Raw genomic sequence first — 25,964 nt, forward strand, 5'->3', positions numbered from 1 at the left:
CGCGGTGGCAGGTACCGGGGCGGGTGACGCATGATCGACGGGTGACCCACTCAGGCGATGACACCGACCGGTCCACGATCCTGCCGATTCCGTCGGTACCGCGGCCCCAGGTGAAGACCGAAGCGCCGTCCGCGAGTGCGATGCGGCGGGTACTGCGTCGCGCCCGGGACGGGTCCACCCTCAACGTCGACGAGGCGACTACCCTGCTGCACGCGCGTGGCACGGACCTCGAGGACCTGTGCGCGTCGGCGGCGAAGGTGCGTGACGCGGGACTGGTCGCGGCGGGCCGTCCGGGGACCGTGACGTATTCGCGGAAGGTCTTCATCCCCCTCACCCGCCTGTGCCGCGACAAGTGCCACTACTGCACGTTCGTGACGGTCCCCGGCAAGCTGCGGGCCGAGGGCCACAGCGTGTACCTGGAACCGGACGAGGTGCTCGAGATCGCGCGGCAGGGCGCCGAGATGGGCTGCAAGGAAGCCCTGTTCACGCTCGGGGATCGCCCGGAGGACCGGTGGCCCGAGGCCGAGCAGTGGCTCGACGAGCGGGGCTACGATTCCACACTGGACTACGTGCGCGCGATGTCGATCCGGGTGCTCGAGGAGACCGGTCTGCTGCCGCACCTCAACCCCGGCGTGATGAGCTGGGAGGAGATGTCCCGGCTCAAGCCGGTGGCGCCGTCGATGGGGATGATGCTCGAGACCACCTCGAAGCGTCTGTTCACCGACAAGGGCGAGTGCCACTACGGCAGCCCCGACAAGGACCCCGACGTCCGTCTGCGCACACTGACCGAGGCGGGCCGACTCTCGATACCGTTCACGACCGGGATTCTCGTCGGCATCGGCGAGACGCCGGCCGAGCGTGCCGACTCCATCATGGCGATCCGAAAGGTGCACAAGGCTTTCGGTCACGTGCAGGAAGTGATCGTGCAGAACTTCCTCGCCAAGCCGGATACCGCGATGCGGGATGCGCCCGACGCGAACCTCGAGGAATTCCTGGCGACCATCGCGGTGACCCGGCTGCTGCTGGGCCCGGGTATGCGGATCCAGTCGCCGCCCAACCTCGTCTCGCACGCCGAGTGCCTCGCGCTGATCGGCGCCGGCGTCGACGACTGGGGCGGCGTCTCGCCGCTCACCCCGGACCACGTCAACCCGGAGCGGCCGTGGCCCAACCTGGACACCCTTGCCGAGATCACGGCGCAGGCCGGGTTCGCGCTCACCGAGCGGACCGCCGCGCAGCCGCAGTACGTGCTGGCCGGACACCCGTGGATCGACCCGCGGATCGGCGCACACGTGCGGGCGCTGGCGGACCCCGAGACGGGTCTCGCGCGGGAGGGCGTGAAGCCGGCCGGGTTGCCGTGGCAGGAACCGGACGAGGAATGGGTGTCGACCGGTCGTGTCGACCTCAACACCGAGATCGACACGCAGGGCCGCAACACCGAGACCCGCTCCGATCTGGGCAGCGCGTTCGGCGACTGGGAGACGGTCCGGGAGCAGGTGCTGGAACTGGGCCGCGCCGCGCCGACCCGGGTGGACACCGACGTTCTGTCGGCGTTGCGCAGCGCCGAGCGCGATCCCGCCGGCCTCAGCGACGACGAGTACCTCGCGCTGGCGACGGCGGACGGTGACGGGCTCGAGGCCGTCGTCGCGCTCGCGGACGCGCTGCGCAGGGAGGCCGTCGGCGACAACGTCACGTACGTGGTGAACCGGAACATCAACTTCACCAACATCTGCTACACCGGCTGCCGGTTCTGCGCGTTCGCGCAGCGCAAGGGTGACGCGGACGCGTTCACGCTGTCGGCCGAGGAAGTGGCCGACCGGGCATGGGAGGCGTACGTCGCCGGTGCGACCGAGGTGTGCATGCAGGGCGGCATCGACCCCGAACTGCCGGTCACCGGGTACGCCGATCTGGTGCGGGCGGTCAAGCGCCGGGTGCCGTCGATGCACGTCCACGCCTTCAGCCCGATGGAGATCGTCAACGGCGCTTCCCGTGGTGGGCAGAGCATCCGGGACTGGCTCACCGAACTGCGCGCGGCCGGACTGGACACGATTCCCGGCACGGCCGCCGAGATCCTCGACGACGAGGTCCGCTGGGTGCTCACCAAGGGCAAGCTGCCGACGTCGGCGTGGATCGACGTGATCACCACCGCCCACGAGGTGGGCCTGCGATCGAGTTCGACGATGATGTACGGCCACGTCGACAGCCCCAAGCATTGGGTGGGTCACCTGAACGTGATCCGTGGAATCCAGGACAGGACAGGCGGATTCACCGAGTTCGTGCTGCTGCCGTTCGTGCACCAGAGCGCGCCTCTGTACCTCGCGGGCGCGTCCCGGCCGGGCCCGACGCAGCGGGACAACCGGGCCGCGCACGCGCTGTCGCGGATCATGCTGCACGGGCGGATCCCCAACATCCAGACCAGCTGGGTGAAGCTGGGTATCGCCGGCACGCAGGCGATGCTGCAGGGCGGCGCGAACGATCTCGGTGGCACGTTGATGGAGGAGACCATCTCCCGGATGGCCGGTTCGCAGCACGGATCGGAGAAGACCGTCGAGGAGCTGCGGGCCATCGCCGAGGGGATCGGGCGTCCCGCCCGCGAGCGGACCACGGGCTACGCGTTGCGCGAGCACGCGCCAGCCCTGCCGTTGGTCTGAGTGCCGCGATGAGCGACGACGGCCGCCCGAGCGACCGGACCGTGGCGGTCCTGCTCGACCAGGCGGCGTGGGGCATCAGCCCCGTGCTCGACGTGCTGCACCTCGATCCGCTCGGCATCAAGGCCCGCACGTTCGAGCCGCCGAGCGCGGCCGACCGGGCCCTGGCCGAGAAGGTGCTCGACGCCGCGGCGTGGGTGCTGGACGAGCTGACGGTGCCCGGCACCGCGGCCTGGGAACGGTCGAGCGCGGCGGACCGGGCCGACTGGTGGGTGACGCGGCTCGGTGCGCTCAACACCGTCACGGTCGCGTTCCCCGGCGTTCTCGGTGCGCTGGTCGGCCGGCTGCCGATCCAGGACCTGCTCGGCTTCGCGAACCAGGCGCTGGTGTTGGTGGCGGTGGCGCGCGAGTACGGCGTCGAGGACCGGGCACGGCAGGTGGATCTGCTCGCGGCGGTGCTGTGCCGACGCGAGCTCGATGCCCGGCCGATCCTCGAGTGTTCCTCCCGCCACGAGGATGCCGAGCGTGACCACACTGCGGGATGGCGACCGTTCGCGGTATTCGGATCGATGTGGCGTACGGCACACACGGTTCGCGGGCTGCTGTCCGAGATCGAGCGGCGGCCGCGCGGCAATGGGCCGTACCGCGTCCTCGGTCGGCTCCCGGTGGTGGGTGCGCTCGCCGAATACCTGGGTGAACGCGGCGCGCTCGCGGAGGTCGCGAGCGAGGTGCGGGACCGGATCGACGCGGGTCGGCCCGCCGCCCGCGCGGTTCGCTGAGGCGACCCTTACCTGACTGTTGCGGTCGGGGAGATTCATACTGGACACTCCGGAAGTTCGTCGGGTCGAGGACCCGACCAGCCGGGTCGTCGAGGCGCCTCGGCGCCCGGGTCAGAAAGGCAGGGAGAGCAGCAGTGACCTACACGATTGCCGAACCGTGCGTCGATGTGCTGGACAAGGCATGTATCGAGGAGTGCCCGGTCGACTGCATCTACGAGGGTGGTCGCATGCTCTACATCCATCCGGACGAGTGTGTGGACTGCGGTGCGTGTGAGCCGGTGTGCCCCGTCGAGGCCATCTTCTACGAGGACGACGTGCCGGATCAGTGGACCGGATACGTGAGCGCGAACGTCGACTTCTTCGACGATCTCGGTTCGCCGGGCGGTGCCGCGAAGCTCGGCAAGGTCGACTTCGACCCGCCGCTGATCAAGGCGCTGCCCCCCATGGGCGAGGAATAGGTCGAGGAAGAGCGTTGCCCCGTAACCCGGTAGCCAAGTCCCTGCCCGATTTCCCGTGGGATTCCCTCGTGTCCGCGAAGGAGAAGGCGCAGTCGCATCCCGACGGCATTGTGAACCTGTCCGTGGGAACCCCGGTCGATCCGGTGGCTCCGGCCATCCAGGCCGCATTGTCGTCGGTGGCGGCCGAGCCCGGCTACCCGACCACGCACGGCACCGATGCGCTGCGCGAGGCCACGGCCGCGTCGGTGGCCCGCCGCTACGGGATGACCGGAGTGGATCCGGCGGCGATCCTGCCGGTGATCGGCACCAAGGAAGCCATCGCGTGGCTGCCGCGCCTGCTCGGTCTCGGGGCCGGCGACCTCGTGGTGATCCCCGAGGTTGCCTACCCGACGTACGAGGTGGGCGCGCTGCTCGCCGGTGCGCGGGTGCTGCGGGCCGACGGGACCGCGCAGCTGGGCCCGGAGAATCCGGCACTCATCTTCGTCAACTCGCCGTCGAATCCCACCGGCAAGGTGCTCGGGGTCGAACACCTGCGCAAGGTCGTCGCGTTCGCGCGCGAGCGGGGAGCGATCGTCGCGTCCGACGAGTGCTACCTGGGTCTGACGTGGGACGCCGACGCGGTCTCGATCCTCGACCCGCGGGTGTGCGACGGCGACCACACGGGCCTGATCGCGATCCAGTCGCTGTCGAAGACGTCGAACCTCGCCAGCTACCGGGCCGGCTTCCTCGCGGGCGACCCGGCGCTGATCGCCGAACTGCTCGAGGTCCGCAAGCATGCGGGCATGATGATGCCGACGCCGATACAGGCCGCGATGGCCGCTGCGCTCGCCGACGACGAGCAGGAGGCCGAGCAGCGTGAGCGGTACCGGCGTCGTCGCGACGTCCTGCTCGCCGCGGTCCGTGGAGCAGGTTTCACGGTCGACGACTCGGAGGCCGGGCTGTACCTGTGGGCCACCCGCGGTGAGGACTGCCGGGACACCGTCGACTGGTTCGCCGAGCGCGGCATCCTCGTCGCGCCGGGAGACTTCTACGGCCCGCGCGGGCAGAAGCACGTGCGGATCGCCCTCACCGCGTCCGACGAGCGGATCGCCGCGGCGGCAGCGCGTCTGTCCTGACCACACCGGGCACCCGGGTCCTCACGTTTTGCGCACTTCTCGCGCGCGTGGGGCCCGCGTTCTCGCGTTTTGCGCACTTGTCGCGGAAAGCGGGGCGCAGGTTCCGACGCTTCGCGCACTTGTTGCGGGGCGCCGGAGGCAGTGTCGGGCGTAGCCTGAGCTTGGTTGCAGTCACCCAGCTCGAGGGCAGGAGGGCAGCATGGATGCCGTCACGCAGGTACCGGCGCCGCACAACGAGCCGGTCCACTCCTACGCGCCGCGGAGCCCCGAACGCGATCGTCTGAGGAAGTCGCTGGCGGATCACATGTCCGCCGCGATCGAGATCCCGCACGTGATCGGTGGCAAGCACCGACCGGGCAGCGGTGAGGCGATGGAAGTGGTTCAACCGCACCGGCATTCCTCGATCCTCGGCACGATCACCAACGCCACCTACGACGACGCCCGCGCGGCGATCGACGCCGCGACCGCGGCCGCGCCGGCCTGGCGGGACCTGCCGTTCGACGAGCGGGCCGCGGTGCTGCTGCGGGCGGCGGACCTGCTGTCCGGTCCGTGGCGCGAGACGCTGGCCGCCGCGACGATGCTGGGTCAGTCCAAGTCGGTGCAGCAGGCCGAGATCGATGCCCCGTGCGAGTTGGTCGACTTCTGGCGGTTCAACGTCCACTTCGCCCGGGCGATTCTCGCCGATCAGCCGGTCTCGTCGCCCGGGGTGTGGAATCGGCTCGAGTACCGGCCGCTCGAGGGGTTCGTGTACGCGATCACGCCGTTCAACTTCAGCGCGATCGCCGGCAATCTGCCGACCGCGCCGGCGCTGATGGGTAACACGGTGATCTGGAAGCCGTCGCCCACCCAGACCCTGGCCGCGTACTGGACGATGCGCGTGCTCGAGGCCGCCGGACTGCCGCCCGGGGTGATCAACCTGCTCACCGGTGACGGCCTCGCGGTGTCGGATGTGGCACTGAGCGATCCGCGACTGGCCGGCATCCACTTCACCGGATCCACCGCCACCTTCCACCGTCTGTGGCGCGAGGTGGGCGCGAACATCGACCGGTACCGCAGCTATCCCCGAATGGTGGGCGAGACCGGCGGCAAGGACTTCGTGGTGGCGCATCCGTCCGCCGATCCCGCGGTGTTGTCGACGGCGCTGATCCGCGGCGCGTACGAGTACCAGGGGCAGAAGTGTTCGGCGGCGTCGCGCGCCTACATCCCGCGGTCGCTGTGGTCGCGGATGAAGGACCAGTTCCTGGCCGAGGTGGACGCACTCACCTACGGCGACGTCAGCGATCTGGAGAACTTCGGCGGCGCGGTGATCGACCGGCGCGCCTACGACAAGAACGTCGCGGCGATCGAGCGGGCGCGGGGCGCGGCCGGAGTCGAGATCGCGGTGGGCGGCAAGTACGACGACGGCGTCGGCTACTTCGTCCGGCCCACCGTGCTGCTGGTGGACGATCCGCGCGACGAGGCGCTGTCCAAGGAGTACTTCGGCCCGATCCTGTCTGTACACGTGTACGACGACTCGGCGCCGAACGCGTTCGCGGACGTGCTGACCGCGGTGGACACGGCGTCGGCCTACGCGTTGACCGGCGCCGTCGTCGCCGACGACCGGGCCGCGATCGAACAGGCCTCGGCCGCATTGCGATACACGGCCGGGAACTTCTACGTCAACGACAAACCGACCGGGGCGGTGGTGGGTCAGCAGCCGTTCGGGGGTGCGCGCGCGTCAGGCACCAACGACAAGGCCGGCTCGCCGCTGAACCTGCTGCGGTGGGTCTCGGCCCGCACGATCAAGGAGACCTTCGTTCCGCCGACCGACTACCGCTACCCGCACATGGAACCCGGGACCGGTCGATGACACCGTCGGTCCTGTCGAATCCGCTGCGGCCGGCGATCCTCGCCGCCGCCCGGTCGGCGCGGGTCAAGAGCGCGGTGACGCGCGCGCCGGTGACGAAGTCGATCGTGCGCCGGTTCGTCGCGGGGGAGACGCTCGCCGACGCGATGGCGGCGTCGTCGACCCTGCTGGCGGCGGGACGGGCGGTGAGCATCGACTACCTCGGCGAGGACACGCTCGACCCGGCCCAGGCGCGCGACACCGTCGTCACGTACCTCGAGCTGCTGGCCGAACTGGGCCGCCTGCCGCAGGTTCGGGACGCCGTCGTGCGCCCGATCGAGGTGTCGGTGAAACTGTCCGCGCTCGGACAGGGCCTGCCGGTGGACGGGGAGAAGATCGCGCTCGACCACGCCCGGACGATCTGTGCGGCCGCGCGCGAGCACGGGGCGGCGGTCACCGTCGACGCCGAGGACCACACCCGAACCGACTCCACACTGGCGATCGTGCGCGAGCTGCGGGCCGACTTCCCGTGGCTCGGGACCGTCCTGCAGGCGTACCTGCGACGCACGGAGGGCGACTGCCGGGACCTGTCGGGGGCCGGCTCACGGATCCGGCTGTGCAAGGGTGCGTACCGCGAACCGGAGTCGGTGGCGTTCCGGTCCCGGGCGGACGTCGACGCGTCGTACGGGCGGTGTCTGGCGATCCTGATGCGCGGGGACGGTTACCCGATGGTCGCGACCCACGACCCGGCGATCATCGCGTCGGTGGACGACCTGGTTCGCGAGACGGGCAGGGGGCCTGACGATTTCGAACACCAGATGCTGTTCGGGATCCGGGACCTGGAGCAGGCTCGCCTGGTGGACGCCGGACGGCGCGTGCGCGTCTACGTGCCGTACGGCGGGCAGTGGTACGGCTACTTCATGCGCCGACTCGCGGAGCGGCCGTCGAACCTGACGTTCTTCCTTCGCTCGACGCTCACCCGGGGCTGACGCGCGATGTGAGACAGTGGGCGTCGTGCTGCTCAGTTCGCTGAATCCTCTCGCAGTCGCCCGCGGCGACGACATGCCCGACGCCGTCCGGGTCGGCGACGCCACACTCTCGCGCACGGACATCCTCGGTGCTGCCGGAGCGCTGGCCAAGCGCATCACCGGCGCCCAGCGGGTCGCTGTGCTGGCCACGCCGTCGGCCTCGACGGTGGTCGCGATCGTCGGCTGCCTGCTCGCCGGCGTCACCGTCGTCCCGGTGCCACCGGATTCGGGCCCGGACGAGTTGGCGCACATCCTGTCCGACTCCGGGGCGCAGGCGTGGCTGGGGCAGGCACCCGAGGGGAGCGACCTGCCGGTAGTGCCGGTCCGGGTGCACGCCCGTGACTGGCACTCGCATCCCGAACCGCACCCCTCGTCCACCGCTTTCGTGCTCTACACGTCCGGCACGACGGGCCCACCGAAGGGTGTGCTGCTGAGCCGCCGCGCGATTGCCGCGGGCGTCGATGCCCTCGCCGAGGTATGGGGCTGGACATCGAAAGACATTTTGGTGCACGGCCTTCCGCTGTTCCACGTGCACGGACTGATTCTGGGTGTGCTCGGCCCGCTACGCATCGGCAGTCGGCTGATCCACACCGTCAAGCCGACGCCGCAGGCGTACGCGGAGGCGGCGAAGGCGGGCGGATCGTTGTTCTTCGGGGTGCCGACCGTGTGGTCGCGCGTGGTCGAGGACGAGGAGTCGGCCCGCGCGCTGAGCAGCGCCCGGCTCCTGGTGTCGGGCAGCGCGGCACTGCCGGTGCCGGTGTTCGAGCGGCTGCAGGAGCTGACCGGCATCGCCCCGGTCGAGCGGTACGGCATGAGCGAGAGCATGCTCACCCTCAGTACCCGCGTCGACGGCGAACGCCGGCCCGGTTGGGTGGGCACCCCGGTGCGCGGCGTCGAGACCCGGCTGCGCGACGAGCAGGGCGGCGACGTCCCGCACGACGGCGAGAGCATCGGCGGCCTGCAGGTGCGCGGGCCGATGCTGTTCGACGGTTATCTCGATCGCCCCGACGCGACCGCCGAGTCGTGGACCGAGGACGGGTGGTTCAAGACCGGTGACGTGGCGGTGACCGACGAGGGCGGCTTCCACCGCATCGTCGGCCGCGAATCCACCGACCTGATCAAGTCCGGCGGCTACCGCATCGGCGCCGGCGAGGTCGAGACCTCGCTCCTCGGGTATCCGGGCGTGAAGGAGGCCGCGGTGGTGGGACTGCCGGACGCCGACCTGGGGCAGCGGATCGTCGCGTACGTGGTGGGGGAGGGCCTCGACGAGGAGGCCCTCATCGCGCACGTGGCGGGTCAGCTGTCGGTGCACAAGCGGCCCCGCGAGGTCCGCATCGTCGACGGCCTGCCGCGCAACGCGATGGGCAAGGTGCAGAAGAAGCTGCTCGCCTGAGGCGACGCCGCTACAACAGGTACGTCACCTTCGACTCCCCGAGGAAGTCACCGGGGTGGGTGACCGGGGCGCCGAGCATGCCCGCGCAGGCGTCGATGAGGAAGTAGCCGAGGCCCGTCCAGTCCGCTGGGGTGGGTTCCACCTGGACCCGGGATTCGTACTCCGCGCACGCGTCGATCACCGTGCGTCCGAGCATCCAGGATCTTCCGTTGAAGATCGGTTCGGGGACCGCGGAGAAGTGCGCCCGGATCCGGTGGATCAGGTGGTCGGTGAGCGGATCTGCCGTGACGGACTCGGCGACCGAGGCGGCCACGGACGGCACCGTGCGTAGTTGCTGCAGAAACCGTGCCCGCCAGCTGGGGGCGGGACGCGCGGCCAGCAGATCGGTGAACGGCAGGATCAGGCAGGCCAGCAGGCCGGTGATCGGGGCGTCGTCGCCGAGTTCGGCGACCAGTTCGGCGCGCCGAGCCCGCGCGTACTCGGTGTGGCGATCGAGCAGTGCCCGCACCAGTTCGTCGCGGCCGCCGAAGTGATAGCTCACCGCTGAATGGTTGGCGTTGCCGGAGTGTTCGGCGATACGCCGGTTGGAGACCGCGTCGATGCCGTCCGTGGCGTACAGCTCCTCGGCCGCGTCCAGCAGGGCATTGCGCACCCGGTCGCCGTGCTGTCCCAATGTGGTTCCCCTCTCGCCGTGACCGTGGGCCGAGTCGCGGCTGCGGTGCCCTGGTGGGACGAACGTCACCGCCTCGATCATTGTCTAATTTAAGTCAGGCGGCGTAATTTTTGGGTGTCGGTTCGGATCGACGCGTTCATGCACGGACAACGAGTAGCGGGAGCACGACTGTGACATCCACATCCACGGCGACCACCGACGGTCCTCCGGGGCACACCCCCGAGACCGAGGCCGATCCGGCCCGGGCCAAGAAGGAGAGGATCGGTCGCTACGTCGCGATGGTCCTGCTCCCGTTCCTGATGGTCGGGATGATGATCACGGGCTACCTGGCGACCATGCACGCGCCGACGCCGCACGACATGCCGATCGCCGTCGCGGGTCCCGCGCCGCAGGCCGAGCAGTTCGCCGACGCCCTCGCTGCCGAGAACCCGTCCGCGGTCGACGTTCGGGTGGTCGCCACCGATGCCGACGCCCGGCAGTTGGTCCTCGACCGCGAGGTCGCGGGATCGGTGGTGCTCTCGGACCCGGGTGAGGGCAGCGCGACGGTGTACACCGCCACCGCGGCCGGTGCGTCCCAGGTCGGCACCGTCACCGGACTCCTGGCGCCGGAGGTGGTGGGGCAGGGCCTCACGTTGCAGACCGAGGACCTGGCCCCGCTACCCGACAACGACAGCGCCGGCCTCACTGCGATGTTCATGACGACGGCGCTGATGCTGGCGGGCTACATGCCGCTGAGCCTGATGCTGTCGAACTCGCCGGAACTGCTGCGCTTCCGCCGGTTCGTGCCCATCCTCGCGGGCTGGTCCGCGCTGATCGCCGGGCTGGTGTGGCTCGTCGCAGGGCCGGTCCTCGGTGCGGTGGAGGGGAACACCGCGGTGATCCTGGGCATCTCCTGGCTCGCGGTCTTCGCGGTCGGCTCCGTGCAGCTGTTCCTCACCCGGATCCTCGGCCCGATGGCCGTCCTGGCCGGCATGTTGTTCCTGATGGTGCTCGGCGTGCCCGCGTCGAACATGGGCATGTCGGTCCACACGATGCCGTCGTTCTACACGACGTTGCACAGCTTCCTGCCGACACCGGCCACCGGTGAGGCGCTGCGCTCGGTCCTGTACTTCGGTGGCGACGGTGTCGGCACACACCTGACGGTCCTCGTCGTCGGCACACTGCTCGCGCTGGCGGCGACGCTCGGCATCGACGCGCTGAAGCGTCGTCGCAACCCGGACGCCGGGACGCCGGAGGTGACCATGCAGTCGCTGACCGCGGGCCCGCGTCCCGCCAGCAACCGGATTCGCTACGCCACGCTGGCGTTCTTCCCGCTGGGCATGGTCGTGATGATGATTTCGTTCATGCTCGGCGCCATGTACCAACCGGCGCCGCAGGACATGCCCGTCGCGGTGGTCGCGGCGAATGCCGAGCAGGCCGAGCAGGCAGTGGGCGGTCTGGATCGGAGCATGCCCGGCCTGTTCGACCTGCATGCGTCCGACTCGGTCGATGCGGCCCGCGCGCAGGTGGAGGACCGGACCGTGGTGGCCGCCTACGTGCTGCCGTCCGCCGAGAATCCCTCCGCGACCCTGATCACCAACGAGGCCGCCGGTGTCAGCCAGAAGCAGGTCGTGGAGCGCGTGTTCGGTCAGATCGCGACGGGACAGCAGGTGCCGATGTCCGGTGAGACCGTCGCCTCGCTCGATGCCGGGGACACGATGGGCACGGTGAGCCTGTACGTCGCGATGGGTTGGATCATGGCCGGCTTCATGATCGTCATCGTCGCGTCGAGTGCCGCGCCGATGGTGATGGGGCTGCGCAAGCTGCTGCCGGTGATCGCCGGGTGGGCGGTGTTCATGTCCGTCGTCGTCTGGCTGATCGCGGGCCCGCTCGTCGGCGCCGTCGACGGGCACTTCCTGCCACTGGTCGGCGCCGGCATCGTGGCGATCGTCGCGACGGCGCTGTTCACGACCGTCTTCGTGCGTCTGCTGGGCTTACTGGCGGTGCTGCCCGTCGTCGCGATCCTGATGTTCCTCGGTGTCCCGGCCTCCGGTGGTGCGCTGTCGATCTACATGGAGCCCGCGGTCTTCCGGTTCCTGCACGACGTCCTGCCGATGCCGGCAGCCGTCGAATCGGTGCGGTCGATCCTGTACTTCGGCGGCGACGCCGTCGGCTCGCACCTGATCACCTTCGCGATCTGGGGTGTCATCTCCCTGCTGTGCGTCGTGGTCATCGAAAGGGTCCGCCCGCTGCCGGCGGCGGAGCCGGTGCAGGCGCCCGCACCTGACGACGCCGCCGTCGAGGTGGCCGCGCGGATCTGACCGGGGTAAGGCGAGCGGGCGTACCGTTCGGTTATGAGCGCCGTCACGAGCACCCGCATCGTCCTCGCCTCACGTCCGCACGGCGAGCCGACCGCCGACAACTTCCGCACCGAGACCGTGGACCTGCCCGCGCTGCAGGACGGCCAGGTCCTGCTGCGCACCGTGTATCTGTCGCTGGATCCGTACATGCGCGGCCGGATGAGCGCCGCCGAGTCGTACGCCGCGTCGGTGGAGGTCGGCGACGTCATGGTGGGCGCCACGGTGTCGCAGGTGGTCGAGTCCCGGCACCCGCGGATCGAGCCCGGCGCCTACGTGCTCGCGTACTCCGGCTGGCAGTCGCACGCCGTGGTGGACGGCGACGCGGTGCGGATCCTGGATCCGGACCGCGCGCCGCTGTCCACCGCGGTCGGTGTGCTGGGCATGCCCGGATTCACCGCGTACTCGGGCCTGCTGAAGATCGGGCGCCCGCATCCGGGGGAGACCGTCGTGGTGGCCGCGGCGTCGGGTCCGGTCGGGTCGGCCGTGGGTCAGATCGCGAAGATCCACGGCGCGCGGGCGGTCGGGATCGCCGGGGGTCCGGACAAGTGCGCGTACGTGCGGGACGAACTCGGGTTCGATGCCGCGATCGACCACCGCGCACCGGACTTCGCCGAGCAGTTGACCGCGGCGGTCCCGGGCGGCATCGATGTCTACTTCGAGAACGTCGGCGGCGCCGTCACCGCCGCGGTGCTGCCGCTGCTCAACCTGTATGCGCGAATCCCGGTGTGCGGGTTGGTGGCCCAGTACAACGCCGCTGCCGTGCCGGAGGGGCCGGACCGGCTGCCCGGATTCATGGGGCTGGTTCTCGTCAAGAGCCTCACCGTCCGCGGCTTCATCCAGTCCGAGTTCGTCCGGGAGATGTACGCGGACTTCGAACGCGACGCCTCCCGGTGGATCGGAGAGGGCCGGCTGAAGTACCGGGAGGACGTCGTCGACGGACTGGAGAATGCGCCGACCGCGTTCCTGGGAATGCTGCACGGCACGAACTTCGGCAAGCTCGTCGTCCGGGTGGGCCCGGACGACGAGTGACGGTCAGGCCGGGATGCCGACCGGCTTGTCGCCGACGATCGAGATGCGGTCCATGACCCGGCGGGCCGGGTAGTAGTCGCTGGCCGCGTAGTGCTGGCAGGTCCGGTTGTCCCAGAACGCGATCGTGTTGGTCCGCCACCGCAGCCGGACCTGGAACTCGGGACGCTGCACGTGCCGGTACAGCATCGTCAGCAGTTCGTTGGACTCCTGCTCCGACACACCCAGAATGCGCTGCGTGAAGCCGATGTTGACGAACAGCACGCGCCGGCCGGTCTCCGGGATGACCCGCACCACCGGGTGCGTCACCGCGGGGAAGTTCGGTCGGAGCATCTCCACGGCCTCCGGCGGCATGCCGCGGCCGAACGAGTTGATCCAGTCGTGCTCGGCGTCGAGGTGGTCGATCCGCGCCCGGATGTCCTCGGGGAGGAGATCGTAGGCCGCGGCGGTATCGGTCCACAGCGTGTCGCCGCCGACCGGTGGGATCTCGACCGCGCGCAGAACGGCTGCGAACGAGGGGAATTCGTGCCAGGTGACGTCGTTGTGCCACAGGTTCTCGACACCGATCGCCATCGCGTCCTTCGCGAGGGTGGCGACGTCCGTGTCGCTCTGGCCGGGCTGGGTGTACTTGAAGAACGGGTGCTGTTCCAGATCGCCCCATCGGGCCGCGAACGCGCGGTGGTCGGCGCGGTCGATGTCCTGGTCGCGGAAGAACAGCACCTTCCACTCGAGCAGCGCGCGGCGCAGTTCGGCGAGCACCTCGTCGGACAGGTCGCCGTCGAGTCGGATCCCGGAGATCTCCGCACCGATCGTGGGGGTCTGCGGATCGAGCGAGAACAGTTCGTAGGGGCGGTCTTCGGTGGTCGGCGCGGCCCCGGCGGTCCGGGGTGCCACGAGCGGGCCGAAGGCGGCCAACGGATCCGTCGGCCGGGGCGCGATGTTGGTGTGGAACGCCTGTGGTGTGGACGAGACGGTCATGGCGGACTCCTCAGGAATCGAAGGTGGCGGGGTCTCCGGTGATTTCGGTGGTTTCCGGCGACATCGGTGCGGTCAGCACGGCCACGCAGATGTCGACGAGATCCGAGACGATCGCGGCCGTCTGTCGCGGCGTGCGATCCTGGCCCTCCCGCATCGCGAGAGTGACCATGGCGAGGGTGATCGCGTCGGACGCCCGCCAGGCCGCGACCTCCCGGGGAACCTCGGCGAGGTTGACGAGCAGGTCGTGCATGTGCCGGAAACTCTTGGCGCTCATGTGCTTCTGGATGATGTCGGCGAGCGCGGGATCGAAGGTGGCCTGGACCAGGAATCGGGCGTAGCGGCTGCCGGGGCGGCCGAGGGTCTGCGCGGCCAGTGGCTGGACGAGGGCCTCGACCACCTGACGCGGCGTGGGCGACAGACCCTGCCGCGCCCACTCGTCGAGGATCTCCTGGCGGCGCCGGTCGACCGGCGACATGCGGGCCTCGACGACGGCCTCGATAAGACCGTCGCGGGAACCGAAGTGATACTTCGCGGCCGACTTGTTCGACTGGTCGGCCGCGATCTGGACGTCCTTGAGTGTCATCGCGGGCATGCCCCGTTCGGCGACGAGGCGTTCGGCCGCGTCGATCATCGCCTGGCGGGCAGTGGTCCGGGTCACAGTGACAACATTAAGGCCGTGGCCTTAAACCGTCAATACTCGTCGACGGCTAGGTGGCATTCTTCTGTCGCGGCGGAACCTACCTGGCGTCGCGGAAGACCGGATCCCGCTTCTCGCGCCGTGCGAGGGTCGCCTCCTCGAAGTTGTCGGTCATCAGCCGGATGAGCAGCTGCCCGAGCCCCTCCTGGTTCATGTGTTGCGCCATCGACGACGCATCCAGGCTCGACCACAGCGTTCGTTTGGTCAGCTCGATGCCGGGGCGGGAGAACGACGCGATCCGCTGCGCCAGGTCGAACGTGTCGTCCAGTAGATCCTCCTGCGCGACGATGCGCGACACCAGTCCGATCCGTGCGGCCTCGTCGGCGTCGATGTCCCGGCCGGTGAGCATGATCTCGAACGCGCGCGACGATCCGATCGCGCGGGGCAGCAGGTAGCTCAGGCCCAGCTCGCTCGCGGTCAGACCGTTGTTGATGCCGGCCGCCCGGAAGTACGCCTCCGGCGCGGCCAGCCGGATGTCCGCCGCCATCGACAGACAGAAGCCGCCACCGATCGCGGCGCCGTTGACCGCCGCGATCACCGGCTGGTGCATGCGGCGCAGCGTGAGCACGACGTCGTCGAGCATCTCCATCGACCGCAGCGCGATCGACGGTCGGGTGAGCCCGTCGATGTGGGGCGGGCTGCCCGCGGACGTCTGGTCGGCGCCGGAGCAGAAGCCGTGGCCCGCCCCGGTCAACACGACGGCGCGCACCGAGTTGTCGTTGCTGATCGCCTCGAGCGATTCCTTGAACGGGACCATGACGTCGAACGCCATCGCGTTCATGCGTTCCGGACGGTTGAGGGTCACCAGCGCCACGTTCTCGCGCGGCCGTTCGACGAGGATGAAGCTCAACGGATCTCCTACGGTCCCGGGGGCGATTGTGCGCCGACCCTACGCCGCAGGAGCGTCCGGTGTGCCCGTTCTCGCGACCTAGATCGCGGGGTCCTCGACTGCCGCGGCCTTCCGCGCCCGGCGGCGCGAATTGATCATCGACAGCAGCAGAATGAGGAGGAACAGCCCCGCCGTGGCGATCAACTGGTCGCGGGCGTCGTCGTCGAACATCATCAGTACGGCGAACGCGGCGAGCAGTGCCAGCGTGAGGTAGCTCAGGTACGGGAACAGCCACATCTTCACGGTGAGCTTGCCCTCGCGCTCGAGCTGCGGCCGCAGCCGAAGGTGCGAGATGACGATGAACACCCAGATCACCAGCAGCGCCGCACCGACCGCGTTGAGCAGGATGCCGAGCAGGTCGTCGGGCAGCAGCCAGTTCAGCAGGACACTGACGAAGCCGAAGAACACCGACAGCAGCACCGCATTGGTGGGCACGCCGGTCTTCGAGAGCTTCGCGAGCGGTGCCGGGCCGTCGTTCCGCCGGGCGAGCGAGAACGCCATCCGGGACGTGCCGTAGACGTTCGCGTTGAACGCGGACAGCAGCGCGATCACCACGACCAGTTCCATCAGGCCGGAGACGTACGGGAGATTGGCCCGCTCGAGCACGGCGACGAACGGGCCGTCCTGCAGGCCGGGATCGTTCCACGGCAGGACCAGGACCATGATGCCGATCGCGCCGATGTAGAAGACGCTGATCCGCCACATGACGGTGCGGACGGCCGTGGCGATCGAGCGCTCGGGGTCCTCGGACTCGGCCGCGGCGATCGTGACGATCTCGATGCCGCCGAACGCGAATGCCACGACCAGCAGGCCCGCCGCGACACCCGCGAATCCGTTGGGCATGAATCCGCCCTCACCGAGCAGGTTCGTGAATCCGACCGGATCGGTGTCCGGGAGCAGGCCGAAGACGAGCAGCACACCGACGACGAGGAAACCGATGATGGCGGCGACCTTGAGGGCCGCGAACCAGAACTCGAATTCGCCGAAGTTGCTGACCTTGGCGAGATTGACGACCGCGAAGAACGTCACGAAGACGAGGGCGATCACCCACTGCGGCACACCGGGCATCCAGTCGTTGACGATCGCCGAGGCGCCCGTGATCTCGGCGCCGAGCACCATGATCAGCATGAACCAGTACAGCCAGCCCATGACGAAGCCGGCCCATTCGCCGATGCCGATGCGCGCGTAGTGCGAGAAGGATCCGCTCGCCGGCAGCGCGGCGCCCATCTCTCCGAGCATGCGCATGACGCACACCACGACGAAACCGGCGATCACGTAGGAGATCAGGACCGCGGGGCCGGCCTTCGCGATCCCGACGCCGGTCCCGAGGAAGAGACCGGCGCCGATGGCCGACCCCAGGCCCATCATCGTCAGATGACGGACCTTGAGGCCGTGCCCTAATCGGACTGGGGTTTCGGTGGAGCTCACAAGCTGCGGATCAGTCGTTGGCGTGCAGTGCTGCGTTCAGTTCCACGCCCGTGCCCTTCCACGGCACCACCTCGACGGCGCCGGAGACGGAGTTGCGACGGAACAGGATGTTCGACTGGCCGCTCAGGTCGGCGGCCTTGACGACGGTGCCGTCCGGGCCGGTGACCTTGGTGCCGGCGGTGATGTAGAGGCCCGCCTCGACGACGCAGTCGTCGCCGAGCGAGATGCCCAGGCCGGCGTTGGCGCCGAGCAGGCAGCGCTCGCCGACGGAGATGACCTGCTTGCCGCCACCGGACAGCGTGCCCATGATCGAGGCGCCACCACCGACATCGGAGCCGTCACCGACGACGACGCCCGCGGAGATGCGGCCCTCGACCATCGAGCTGCCGAGCGTGCCGGCGTTGAAGTTCACGAAGCCCTCGTGCATGACGGTGGTGCCGCTCGCCAGGTGGGCACCCAGGCGGGCGCGGTCGGCGTCGGCAATGCGCACACCGGCCGGGACGACGTAGTCGACCATGCGCGGGAACTTGTCGACACCGAACACGGTGACCGCGCCGCGGATCCGCAGCCGCGAGCGGACCAGCTCGAAGCCGTCCACGGCGCACGGGCCGAAGTTGGTCCACACCACGTTCGCGAGCAGACCGAACTGGCCGTCGAGGTTGACGCCGTGCGGCTGCACCAGGCGGTGCGACAGGAGGTGCAGACGCAGGTAGACGTCGTGCGCGTCGACCGGCGGCGCGGACAGGTCCGTGATCGTGGTGCGCACCACGACCTGCTTGACCTCACGGGCTTCGTCGTGGCCGGCGAGCAGAGCGAGGTCCGACGGAATGTCGGTGCCCTCGAGCGCGACGGTTCCGGCGACGGTGCCGCCCTCGTACTCGCCCAGCTCGGGGGCCGGGTACCAGGTGTCGAGAACCGTGCCCGACTCGGTCACGTTGGCGACGCCTACTGCAGATGCTCCCTGTGCACTCACGGGTGCACAGGTTACGCGAGGTGTGCGAGGCCGTCCGGGGCGGTGAGCCGATTGTGATCCCGACCGCGCGTTCCGACCGGTCGGGTGCCCTGGTGGACAGGGCACCTAACCTGGAAGCCGTGAGCATCCTCGATCTGCACGCCGACCCCATCGACCTCACCACCGCGCTCGTGGACATCCCCAGCGTGTCGCAGGACGAGGGCGTCATCGCCGACGCCGTCGAGGCCGCGCTGCGCGAACAGACATCCGGGTTCGAGGTGATCCGCAGCGGCAACGCGGTGCTCGCCCGCACCGCCCGCGGGCTGCCGAGCCGGGTCATGCTCGCCGGTCACCTGGACACCGTGCCGATCGCCGACAACGTTCCGAGCCGGCGCACGACCGACGAGCGGGGCGACCTGCTGCACGGCTGCGGCACCGTCGACATGAAGTCCGGCGACGCGGTCTTCCTGCACCTGGCCGCGACGATCTCCGACTTCGCGCACGATCTGACGCTGGTGTTCTACGACTGCGAGGAGATCGCCGCGCAGTACAACGGGCTCGGACGCATCGAGCGTGACCTGCCCGAGTGGCTGGCCGCGGACGTCGCGATCCTCGGCGAGCCCACGGCCGGGTTCATCGAGGCGGGGTGTCAGGGCACGCTGCGGGTGCGCCTGACGACGTCGGGTGTGCGCGCGCATTCGGCGCGATCGTGGCTCGGCGACAACGCGATCCACAAGTTCGCCCCGGTGCTGGACCGGTTGTCGGCGTACGAGGCGCGGTCCGTGGACATCGACGGCTGTGTCTACCGGGAGGGGCTGTCCGCGGTGCGGATCGCGGGCGGGGTCGCGGGCAACGTCGTGCCCGACGCCGCCGAGATGGACGTCAACTTCCGCTTCGCGCCCGACCGCAGCGTGGAGCAGGCCGTCGAGCACGTGCGCGAGGTGTTCGAGCCGTCGGCGCTCGGCGGTCTCGAGCTCGGCTTCGAGGTCACCGACAGCTCGCCCGGCGCGTTGCCGGGTCTGTCGAACCCCGCGGCCGCGGCGCTGATCGAGGCCGCCGGCGGGCAGTATCGCGCCAAGTACGGCTGGACCGACGTATCCCGGTTCTCGGCGCTCGGTATCCCCGCGGTCAACTACGGTCCCGGCGATCCCAACCTGGCGCACAAGCGGGACGAGCACGTCCCGGTGGAGCAGATCACCGACGTCACGCGGGTGCTGCGCGGGTACCTCAGCGCGTAGGTGTGCGCCGCGGGTGAACGGCTAGCCTTGCCCGCATGGCACCAGACAGGAAGACCGGGGCCGCCCGGCGCAGTAGTTCCTCGGTGAAACACCGCGGTCCGATCATGTTGCGGCGCGACCGCAAGGTGGAGGCGACCACCACCGACCAGCGGCTCCTCGACCAGCGCGGGCCTACGGACTGGGTGCACACCGATCCGTGGCGGGTACTGCGGATCCAGAGCGAGTTCATCGAGGGCTTCGGCGCGCTCGCCGAGGTGCCGCGCGCCGTGACCGTGTTCGGGTCGGCCCGGACGGGGGAGGGCACCTCCGAGTACGCCGCCGCGCGCGAACTCGGCACGGCGCTCGCGGCGGCCGGATTCGCGATCATCACCGGCGGCGGACCCGGTGTCATGGAGGGCGCCAACCGCGGCGCCAGCGAGACCGGCGGATACTCGATCGGCCTCGGCATCGAGTTGCCGTTCGAGCAGGGACTCAACGAGTGGGTCGATCTCGGCATCAACTTCCGCTACTTCTTCGCGCGTAAGACGATGTTCGTGAAGTACTCGCAGGCGTTCATCTGCCTTCCCGGCGGATTCGGCACTCTCGACGAGCTGTTCGAGGCGCTGACGCTGGTGCAGACCCGCAAGATCACCCGGTTCCCGATCGTGCTGATCGGCACGGAGTTCTGGGGCGGGCTGATCGACTGGGTCCGCGGCACTCTCGAGCGGACCGGGAAGATCTCGCCCGGGGACGCCGATCTCATCCATGTCACCGACAATGTCGAGGAGGCGGTCCGGATCGTCGTCGAGTCGCAGCACGGCGTGGACGAGGCGGCACTGCTGGGAGACGAGGACGAGTGGTGAGCACGAGCGACAAGAAGTTCAGCGTCTGCGTGTACTGCGCGTCGGGGCCCGTGGATCAGCAGTTCCTCCAGCTGGCATCCGAGGTGGGCACGGCGATCGGCCGCCGGGGATGGCAGTTGGTATCCGGCGGCGGCAACGTCTCGATGATGGGCGCCGTCGCGACCGCGGCCCGCGAAGCGGGCGCGTGGACCGTCGGCGTCATCCCGAAGGCGCTGGTGCACAAGGAGGTTGCGGACGTCGACGCCGACGAGCTGATCGTCACCGACACGATGCGTGAACGCAAGCGCATCATGGAGGACCGCGCCGACGCATTCATCACGCTGCCCGGTGGGATCGGCACCCTCGAGGAACTGTTCGAGACCTGGACCGCCGGATACCTCGGTATGCACGAGAAGCCGGTGGTGATGCTCGATCCCGTCGACCACTTCCGCGGACTGCTGCACTGGCTCGAGGGGCTGCGCGGTCAGGGGTTCGTCGCGCAGCGTGCACTTGACGGGCTGATCGTCACGGGCGACGTCGAATCCGCGCTGGACGCCTGCGTGCGCTGAAAACGGTTCCTGTCGAGGGGTTCCGGGGGCGGGTCGTAAAGGTTACTGTGGAGTAAGAAACGTCCCCTTTCGACCCTCCCTGCCCCTTCCGACAAGGATGCCGATGAGTTCAGACGCCACCGCTTCGACGATCAGTCTCGTGCAGCTCGCGCTGCAACTGCCGCGGATGGCGACCGAACTCCCCAGCCTGGCGCGCGGGGCGCTGGGGATGACCCGCAAGCCGGAGTCGCGCGAGTCGATCGGCCGGGTGTTCCAGGAACTGGCCCGCCGCCAGCCGGATCAGCCGTTCATTCGCTTCGAAGGCGAGTCGATCGGCTACGGGGATGCCAATTCTCGGGTCAACCGCTACGCCGACGTCCTCGTGCAGCACGGCGTCCGGCGCGGCGACGTCGTCGGGATTCTCATGAAGAACCGGCCCGAGACGTTGCTGCTGACCCTGGCGGTGGTCAAACTCGGCGCGGTCGCGGGCATGCTCAACCACAATCAGCGCGCCGATGTGCTGGCGCACAGCCTGTCCGTGCTGGACAGCCGGGTGCTGGTGGTGGGGGAGGAGTGCGGCGAGGCGATCGCCTCACTGGGGAGCGAGGTGCACGCGAAGGCTGTGTTGGCCGCGGTCGATCTGGACCGACTCGCGCAGGATGCGGACTCGTCGAACCCCGCTGTGTGCGAGCAGATCCGGGGCACGGAGCGTGCCTTCTACATCTTCACCTCGGGCACGACCGGATTGCCGAAGGCCAGCCTGATGAGCCACTTCCGGTGGCTCAAGAGCATGTCCGGGCTGGGCGCGATGGGAGTTCGACTGCGCCGCAACGACACTCTGTACTGTGCGTTGCCGCTGTACCACAACAACGCGTTGACGGTGTCGCTGTCGTCGGTGCTCTCCGCCGGGGCCGCGATCGCGATCGGACGCACCTTCTCCGCCTCCCGGTTCTGGGACGACGCGAAGTCCAACCAGGCCACCGCGTTCGTCTACATCGGTGAGGTCTGCCGGTACCTCCTCAACCAGCCGCCCAGGGCGAACGACCGCGACAACGGAATCCGCCTGATGGTCGGCAACGGGCTCCGGCCGGAGATCTGGACCGAGTTCACCGAGCGCTTCGGCATCGAGCGAGTCGCCGAGTTCTACGGCGCCAGCGAGTGCAACATCGCGTTCGTCAACGCCCTCGGCGTCGACCGCACCGCAGGGGTGTGCCCGCTGCCGTACGCGGTGGTGGAGTTCGACCCCGAGACCGGGCGTGCCCGCCGCGACCCGAAGGGGAGGCTGCGGCGCGTCGGCACCGGCGAGGTGGGGCTGCTGCTGTCGAAGGTGACCGATCGGGCGCCGTTCGACGGCTACACCGACCCGGAGGCCAGCGAGAAGAAGCTGGTGCGGGACGGATTCAAGGACGGCGACTGCTGGTTCGACACCGGCGATCTCGTGCGCAGCCAGGGCTTCATGCACGTCGCGTTCGTGGACCGTCTGGGTGACACGTTCCGGTGGAAGGGCGAGAACGTCGCGACCACCGAGGTGGAGGGGGCGCTGTCCGCGCACCCCGCGATCGAGCAGTCGGTGGTGTACGGCGTCGCGGTGCCCGGCACGGACGGCAAGGCGGGGATGGCGGCGGTGACGGTGCGCTCGGGTCACGCGCTCGACGGCGTTCGGCTCGCCGAGGAGCTGTACACCCGGCTGCCGGCGTACGCGATCCCCCTGTTCGTGCGTGTCGTCGACTCGCTCGAGACGACGTCGACTTTCAAGAGCCGCAAGGTGGAACTGCGCGAGGAGGGGTACTCGTCGACCGTCGACGAGGTGTACGTGCTCGCCGGCCGGGGTGAGGGTTACCGGCCCGCATACGACGGATACGTGCGTGATGTCGCCGAGGGCAATGCTCCCCGGGCGTAACGTCCTCCCGCTCATGCGACTATGGGGGCATGGCACCGCGCCCCGCCTCCGGCGACGACTCGGCCGTCTCGGCCCCCGGACACGTCCTGCCCACCCTGTGTGGCAGGCCGGTCGCGACCGATCGCGCCCTCGTGATGGCGATCGTCAACCGCACCCCGGACTCCTTCTACGACCGCGGTGCGACGTTCTCGGACGAGGCGGCGATGGCGGCGGTCGATCGCGCGGTCGCGGAGGGTGCCGATCTCGTCGACATCGGGGGCGTGAAGGCGGGCCCCGGCGCGCTCGTCGACGCCGCGGAGGAGACGCGCCGCGTGGTGCCGTTCGTGGAGGCGATCCGGGCGCGCTACCCGGACGTAATCATCAGCGTGGACACGTGGCGCAGCGAGGTCGCCCGACTCGCGTGCGGTGAGGGCGCCGACCTGATAAACGACACGTGGGCGGGGGCCGACCCCGAACTGGTGGAGGTCGCGGCCGAACTCGGTGCCGGGATCGTCTGCTCGCACACCGGGGGAGCGGTACCGCGCACGCGCCCGCACCGCGTCCGCTACACCGACGTGGTCGCCGACGTCGTCGGCGAGGTGGTCGCCGCGGCCGAACACGCGTCGCGGCTGGGGGTGCGGGCGGACTCGATCCTGATCGATCCCACCCACGATTTCGGGAAGAACACCTTTCACGGGCTCGAATTGTTGCGTCGCGTGGAAGATCTCGTTAAGACCGGATGGCCCGTGCTGATGGCGCTCAGCAACAAGGACTTCATCGGGGAGACTCTGGGTGTGGAACTGGCCGAGAGGTTGGAGGGAACCCTGGCGGCGACTGCTCTGGCGGCCGCCGGTGGGGCCCGCGTATTCCGCGTCCACGAGGTTGCCTCGACCCGGCGTGTGGTCGACATGGTCGCCGCGATCATGGGAACCAGGCAACCCGTCCGCACCGTACGGGGGTTGGCATGAGCATCACCGAAGCGTCGCGCACCTGGACGGACGCCAACAGTTGGGACCACCCGGTCTGGAGCATCGCGGAACTCGAGCGGGCCAAGGCCGGGCGCACCGTGTCGGTGGTGCTGCCGGCCCTCAACGAGGAGAAGACGGTCGCCGGTGTCGTCGACACCATCCACCCGCTGCTGGGCGGACTCGTCGACGAGCTGATCGTCCTGGACTCGGGCTCGTGCGACGCGACGGCCGAGCGCGCCGCGGCCGCCGGGGCGACGGTGATCAGCCGGGAGGACGCCGTCCCGGGACTCGCTCCGGTGCCGGGCAAGGGCGAGGTGCTGTGGCGTTCCATCGCCGCGAGCACCGGTGACCTCATCGCCTTCGTCGACTCCGACCTGGTCGAGCCGGATCCGGCGTTCGTCCCCAAGCTGCTGGGTCCGCTGCTCACGGTCGACGGGATCCATCTGGTCAAGGGCTACTACCGACGTCCGTTGCGGGTCAGCGGCACCGAGGACGCCAACGGCGGAGGGCGGGTGACCGAACTGGTGGCCCGGCCGATGCTCGCGGCGCTGCGTCCCGAACTGACGTGCGTCCTGCAGCCGCTCGGTGGCGAGTACGCCGGCACGCGTGAGCTGCTGTCGTCGGTGCCGTTCGCGCCCGGCTACGGCGTCGAGATCGGCCTGCTGCTCGACACCTACGACCGGCTCGGGCTCGGCGCGATCGGCCAGGTCAATCTGGGTGTGCGCAAGCACCGGAACCGGCCGCTGTCCGAACTCGGCGTGATGAGCCGCCAGATCATCGGCACGATGCTGCGCCGGTGCGGTGTCGAGGACACCGGCGGCGGTCTGACCCAGTTCCTGGTGGACGGAGACTCGTTCGTGCCCGCCCGGACCGACGTCGCGCTCACCGATCGGCCGCCGATGAACACGATCCGTCCCTGACTGCCGCGCGCGGCGACGTTCCTGTCGGTGGTTCGTGACAGTATCGGGGCATGCTGACGGTCCTTCTGTACCTGTTGATCATGGTGCTGGTCGGTGGCCTGCTGTACTTCGCCGCGAGCATGGTGTTCGGCCGTTCCGAGGAGTTGCCGCCGCTGCCGGCCGGCACCACCGCGACGGTGCTCCCCGCCGAGGGCGTCACCGGCTCCGACGTGCGCGCGCTCCGATTCCAGCAGACGCTGCGCGGGTACAAGGCGAGTGAGGTGGACTGGGCGCTCGACCGTCTCGGTCGGGAGATCGATTCCCTGAGAGCGCAATTGGAGACTCGGGTAGGCCCTGCGCCGGCCGATCGCGGCGAGGCCGCGGACGGGTCCGACAGTGCGGAGCCGGAGCGGTGAGCGCCGTCGGGATCGACGTCGGCGCACCGCCGGAAGAGCGGGTGCGTTGCCCCTGGGCCACCGACACCGACGGCTCCCGAATCTACAGCGACTACCACGATTTCGAGTGGGGGCAGCCGCTGCACGGCCGCGACGAATTGTTCGAGCGGCTGTGCCTCGAGGCGTTCCAGTCGGGGCTGTCCTGGATCACCATCCTGCGCAAGCGGCCGGCGTTCCGGGACGCGTTCGCGGACTTCGACCCCGAGATCGTCGCGGCCTACACGGAGTCCGACGTCGACCGCTTGCTGGGCGACGCGCGGATCGTCCGGAACCGGGCGAAGATCGAGGCCGTGATCGGCAATGCCCGTGCGGTCCTGGATCTGGCCGACACCGATCTCGACACGCTGTTGTGGTCGTTCGAACCGCCGCGGCGCGCGCGGCGGTTCGAGCGAGTCGACGATGTTCCGGCGGTCACGCCCGAGTCCACCTCGATGGCCAAGGAACTGAAACGTCGGGGCTTTCGTTTCGTGGGCCCTACCACGGCATATGCGCTCATGCAGGCCACCGGGATGGTCGACGACCACATCGCGGCGTGCTGGGTGGAACCCGGCCTGTGACGCTGTCTGATTCGGGTGGTTTTGTGCCTCAGCTTCCCGGCAACCCACTCGATAGGGAAGAATGGACTCCAGAGCCTCGCTAATTGCTGGCGAGGTATCCACGGTAACCCGAGGCGCTAGAAAAGTCCGGCGCAGATTTGGAGGGAGCAGAGGATGGCGGCCATGAAGCCCCGGACCGGGGACGGTCCCCTCGAGGCAACCAAAGAGGGACGAGGAATCGTCATGAGGGTTCCACTCGAGGGCGGTGGACGTCTGGTCGTCGAACTCACCCCGGAGGAAGCAGCAGCGCTCGGGGACGAACTCAAGGGTGTCACCAGCTAGCGGATCAACCCTCTTCGGCGTTCCGGCCGGGTCGGCAAGACGACCCGGCCGGA

General features: G+C 69.4%; 24 protein-coding genes. 18 read left to right on the forward strand and 6 right to left on the reverse strand.

Features of this window, described 5'->3' with window-relative positions:
* Positions 1 to 23: 23 nt before the first annotated feature.
* The 7 genes from DEU38_RS02000 to DEU38_RS02030 all read left to right on the forward strand — a co-directional run bounded on the left by DEU38_RS02000 (position 24) and on the right by DEU38_RS02030 (position 9,243).
* Positions 24 to 2,648, forward strand: a complete 2,625-nt coding sequence (locus DEU38_RS02000) for a bifunctional FO biosynthesis protein CofGH (RefSeq protein ID WP_114718428.1) — start codon at positions 24 to 26, stop codon at positions 2,646 to 2,648.
* 8 nt (positions 2,649 to 2,656) lie between these two features.
* Positions 2,657 to 3,424: a hypothetical protein gene (locus DEU38_RS02005; RefSeq protein WP_114718429.1), complete on the forward strand. Its 768-nt coding sequence runs from the start codon at positions 2,657 to 2,659 to the stop codon at positions 3,422 to 3,424.
* 134 nt (positions 3,425 to 3,558) lie between these two features.
* Positions 3,559 to 3,882: a ferredoxin gene (gene fdxA, locus DEU38_RS02010; protein WP_114718430.1), complete on the forward strand. Its 324-nt coding sequence runs from the start codon at positions 3,559 to 3,561 to the stop codon at positions 3,880 to 3,882.
* A 14-nt stretch (positions 3,883 to 3,896) separates the two neighbouring features.
* On the forward strand, positions 3,897 to 4,997 hold the full coding sequence (gene dapC / locus DEU38_RS02015) for a succinyldiaminopimelate transaminase (RefSeq protein ID WP_114718431.1): 1,101 nt from the start codon (positions 3,897 to 3,899) through the stop codon (positions 4,995 to 4,997).
* Positions 4,998 to 5,196: 199 nt separating this feature from the next.
* Entirely contained in the window at positions 5,197 to 6,846 is a 1,650-nt protein-coding gene (pruA, locus tag DEU38_RS02020) for an L-glutamate gamma-semialdehyde dehydrogenase (RefSeq protein ID WP_114718432.1), read from the forward strand.
* Positions 6,843 to 7,811 (forward strand): proline dehydrogenase family protein, encoded by a 969-nt coding sequence (locus tag DEU38_RS02025; RefSeq protein ID WP_114718433.1) that lies wholly within the window; start codon positions 6,843 to 6,845, stop codon positions 7,809 to 7,811. The genes pruA and DEU38_RS02025 overlap by 4 nt, the downstream gene beginning before the upstream one ends.
* A gap of 25 nt (positions 7,812 to 7,836) precedes the next feature.
* Positions 7,837 to 9,243 (forward strand): acyl-CoA synthetase, encoded by a 1,407-nt coding sequence (locus DEU38_RS02030; protein WP_114718573.1) that lies wholly within the window; start codon positions 7,837 to 7,839, stop codon positions 9,241 to 9,243.
* Between the two features lie 10 nt (positions 9,244 to 9,253).
* Here DEU38_RS02030 and DEU38_RS02035 read toward each other — a convergent pair whose 3' ends face one another.
* Positions 9,254 to 9,997 carry a TetR/AcrR family transcriptional regulator gene (locus DEU38_RS02035; protein ID WP_254622854.1) on the reverse strand — a complete coding sequence of 248 codons (744 nt, stop codon included), beginning with the start codon at positions 9,995 to 9,997 and terminating at the stop codon, positions 9,254 to 9,256.
* Positions 9,998 to 10,086: 89 nt separating this feature from the next.
* Between DEU38_RS02035 and DEU38_RS02040 the strand changes: the two genes are divergently transcribed.
* Both DEU38_RS02040 and DEU38_RS02045 read left to right on the forward strand, forming a co-directional pair.
* Entirely contained in the window at positions 10,087 to 12,216 is a 2,130-nt protein-coding gene (locus tag DEU38_RS02040) for an ABC transporter permease (RefSeq protein ID WP_181818647.1), read from the forward strand.
* 33 nt (positions 12,217 to 12,249) lie between these two features.
* Positions 12,250 to 13,284 (forward strand): NADP-dependent oxidoreductase, encoded by a 1,035-nt coding sequence (locus DEU38_RS02045; protein WP_114718435.1) that lies wholly within the window; start codon positions 12,250 to 12,252, stop codon positions 13,282 to 13,284.
* Between the two features lie 3 nt (positions 13,285 to 13,287).
* Here the strand turns inward: DEU38_RS02045 and DEU38_RS02050 are convergent, their stop codons facing one another.
* The 5 genes from DEU38_RS02050 to dapD form a co-directional block, all read right to left on the reverse strand.
* Positions 13,288 to 14,259 (reverse strand): TauD/TfdA family dioxygenase, encoded by a 972-nt coding sequence (locus DEU38_RS02050; protein WP_114718436.1) that lies wholly within the window; start codon positions 14,257 to 14,259, stop codon positions 13,288 to 13,290.
* Positions 14,260 to 14,269: 10 nt separating this feature from the next.
* Complete coding sequence (locus DEU38_RS02055) at positions 14,270 to 14,917, reverse strand: helix-turn-helix domain-containing protein (protein WP_309473062.1); 648 nt, start codon at positions 14,915 to 14,917, stop codon at positions 14,270 to 14,272.
* Between the two features lie 79 nt (positions 14,918 to 14,996).
* Entirely contained in the window at positions 14,997 to 15,806 is an 810-nt protein-coding gene (locus tag DEU38_RS02060; RefSeq protein ID WP_114718437.1) for an enoyl-CoA hydratase, read from the reverse strand.
* 78 nt (positions 15,807 to 15,884) lie between these two features.
* Positions 15,885 to 17,273, reverse strand: coding sequence for an amino acid permease (locus tag DEU38_RS02065; RefSeq protein WP_114718438.1), 1,389 nt, complete (start codon positions 17,271 to 17,273; stop codon positions 15,885 to 15,887).
* Between the two features lie 10 nt (positions 17,274 to 17,283).
* Entirely contained in the window at positions 17,284 to 18,246 is a 963-nt protein-coding gene (gene dapD, locus DEU38_RS02070; protein ID WP_114718439.1) for a 2,3,4,5-tetrahydropyridine-2,6-dicarboxylate N-succinyltransferase, read from the reverse strand.
* A 119-nt stretch (positions 18,247 to 18,365) separates the two neighbouring features.
* Between dapD and dapE the strand changes: the two genes are divergently transcribed.
* From dapE to DEU38_RS02115, 9 genes are all read left to right on the forward strand, one after another.
* The gene (gene dapE, locus DEU38_RS02075; RefSeq protein WP_114718575.1) at positions 18,366 to 19,463 is read left to right on the forward strand and encodes a succinyl-diaminopimelate desuccinylase; all 1,098 of its coding nucleotides are present in this window, start codon (positions 18,366 to 18,368) and stop codon (positions 19,461 to 19,463) included.
* Positions 19,464 to 19,498: 35 nt separating this feature from the next.
* Positions 19,499 to 20,305, forward strand: a complete 807-nt coding sequence (locus DEU38_RS02080; RefSeq protein WP_114718440.1) for a TIGR00730 family Rossman fold protein — start codon at positions 19,499 to 19,501, stop codon at positions 20,303 to 20,305.
* Positions 20,299 to 20,853, forward strand: a complete 555-nt coding sequence (locus DEU38_RS02085; protein WP_114718441.1) for a TIGR00730 family Rossman fold protein — start codon at positions 20,299 to 20,301, stop codon at positions 20,851 to 20,853. Before DEU38_RS02080 ends, DEU38_RS02085 begins: the two co-directional genes overlap by 7 nt.
* A 103-nt stretch (positions 20,854 to 20,956) precedes the next feature.
* Positions 20,957 to 22,732: a long-chain-acyl-CoA synthetase gene (locus DEU38_RS02090; protein WP_181818648.1), complete on the forward strand. Its 1,776-nt coding sequence runs from the start codon at positions 20,957 to 20,959 to the stop codon at positions 22,730 to 22,732.
* A gap of 29 nt (positions 22,733 to 22,761) precedes the next feature.
* Positions 22,762 to 23,679 carry a dihydropteroate synthase gene (gene folP, locus DEU38_RS02095; RefSeq protein WP_114718443.1) on the forward strand — a complete coding sequence of 306 codons (918 nt, stop codon included), beginning with the start codon at positions 22,762 to 22,764 and terminating at the stop codon, positions 23,677 to 23,679.
* Entirely contained in the window at positions 23,676 to 24,599 is a 924-nt protein-coding gene (locus tag DEU38_RS02100; protein ID WP_114718444.1) for a glucosyl-3-phosphoglycerate synthase, read from the forward strand. Before folP ends, DEU38_RS02100 begins: the two co-directional genes overlap by 4 nt.
* Before the next feature lie 50 nt (positions 24,600 to 24,649).
* Positions 24,650 to 24,994, forward strand: a complete 345-nt coding sequence (locus DEU38_RS02105) for a DivIVA domain-containing protein (protein WP_114718445.1) — start codon at positions 24,650 to 24,652, stop codon at positions 24,992 to 24,994.
* On the forward strand, positions 24,991 to 25,590 hold the full coding sequence (locus DEU38_RS02110; RefSeq protein WP_254622857.1) for a DNA-3-methyladenine glycosylase I: 600 nt from the start codon (positions 24,991 to 24,993) through the stop codon (positions 25,588 to 25,590). The genes DEU38_RS02105 and DEU38_RS02110 overlap by 4 nt, the downstream gene beginning before the upstream one ends.
* A 153-nt stretch (positions 25,591 to 25,743) precedes the next feature.
* Complete coding sequence (locus DEU38_RS02115) at positions 25,744 to 25,911, forward strand: DUF3117 domain-containing protein (protein WP_003931055.1); 168 nt, start codon at positions 25,744 to 25,746, stop codon at positions 25,909 to 25,911.
* Positions 25,912 to 25,964 lie beyond the last annotated feature (53 nt).

It is taken from the genome of Rhodococcus sp. AG1013, from assembly GCF_003350365.1.
Classification (GTDB): Bacteria; Actinomycetota; Actinomycetes; order Mycobacteriales; family Mycobacteriaceae; genus Prescottella.

Excerpts from the sequence above, each read along its gene's own strand:
- DEU38_RS02025 (WP_114718433.1), top strand. The coding sequence starts at position 6,843 with ATGACACCGTCGGTCCTGTCGAATCCGCTGCGGCCGGCGATCCTCGCC.
- DEU38_RS02035 (WP_254622854.1), bottom strand. The coding sequence starts at position 9,997 with ATGATCGAGGCGGTGACGTTCGTCCCACCAGGGCACCGCAGCCGCGAC.
- DEU38_RS02045 (WP_114718435.1), top strand. The coding sequence starts at position 12,250 with ATGAGCGCCGTCACGAGCACCCGCATCGTCCTCGCCTCACGTCCGCAC.
- DEU38_RS02090 (WP_181818648.1), top strand. The coding sequence starts at position 20,957 with ATGAGTTCAGACGCCACCGCTTCGACGATCAGTCTCGTGCAGCTCGCG.
- pruA (WP_114718432.1), top strand. The coding sequence starts at position 5,197 with ATGGATGCCGTCACGCAGGTACCGGCGCCGCACAACGAGCCGGTCCAC.
- DEU38_RS02105 (WP_114718445.1), top strand. The coding sequence starts at position 24,650 with ATGCTGACGGTCCTTCTGTACCTGTTGATCATGGTGCTGGTCGGTGGC.
- DEU38_RS02115 (WP_003931055.1), top strand. The coding sequence starts at position 25,744 with ATGGCGGCCATGAAGCCCCGGACCGGGGACGGTCCCCTCGAGGCAACC.
- DEU38_RS02080 (WP_114718440.1), top strand. The coding sequence starts at position 19,499 with ATGGCACCAGACAGGAAGACCGGGGCCGCCCGGCGCAGTAGTTCCTCG.
- DEU38_RS02005 (WP_114718429.1), top strand. The coding sequence starts at position 2,657 with ATGAGCGACGACGGCCGCCCGAGCGACCGGACCGTGGCGGTCCTGCTC.
- folP (WP_114718443.1), top strand. The coding sequence starts at position 22,762 with ATGGCACCGCGCCCCGCCTCCGGCGACGACTCGGCCGTCTCGGCCCCC.
- DEU38_RS02050 (WP_114718436.1), bottom strand. The coding sequence starts at position 14,259 with ATGACCGTCTCGTCCACACCACAGGCGTTCCACACCAACATCGCGCCC.
- DEU38_RS02100 (WP_114718444.1), top strand. The coding sequence starts at position 23,676 with ATGAGCATCACCGAAGCGTCGCGCACCTGGACGGACGCCAACAGTTGG.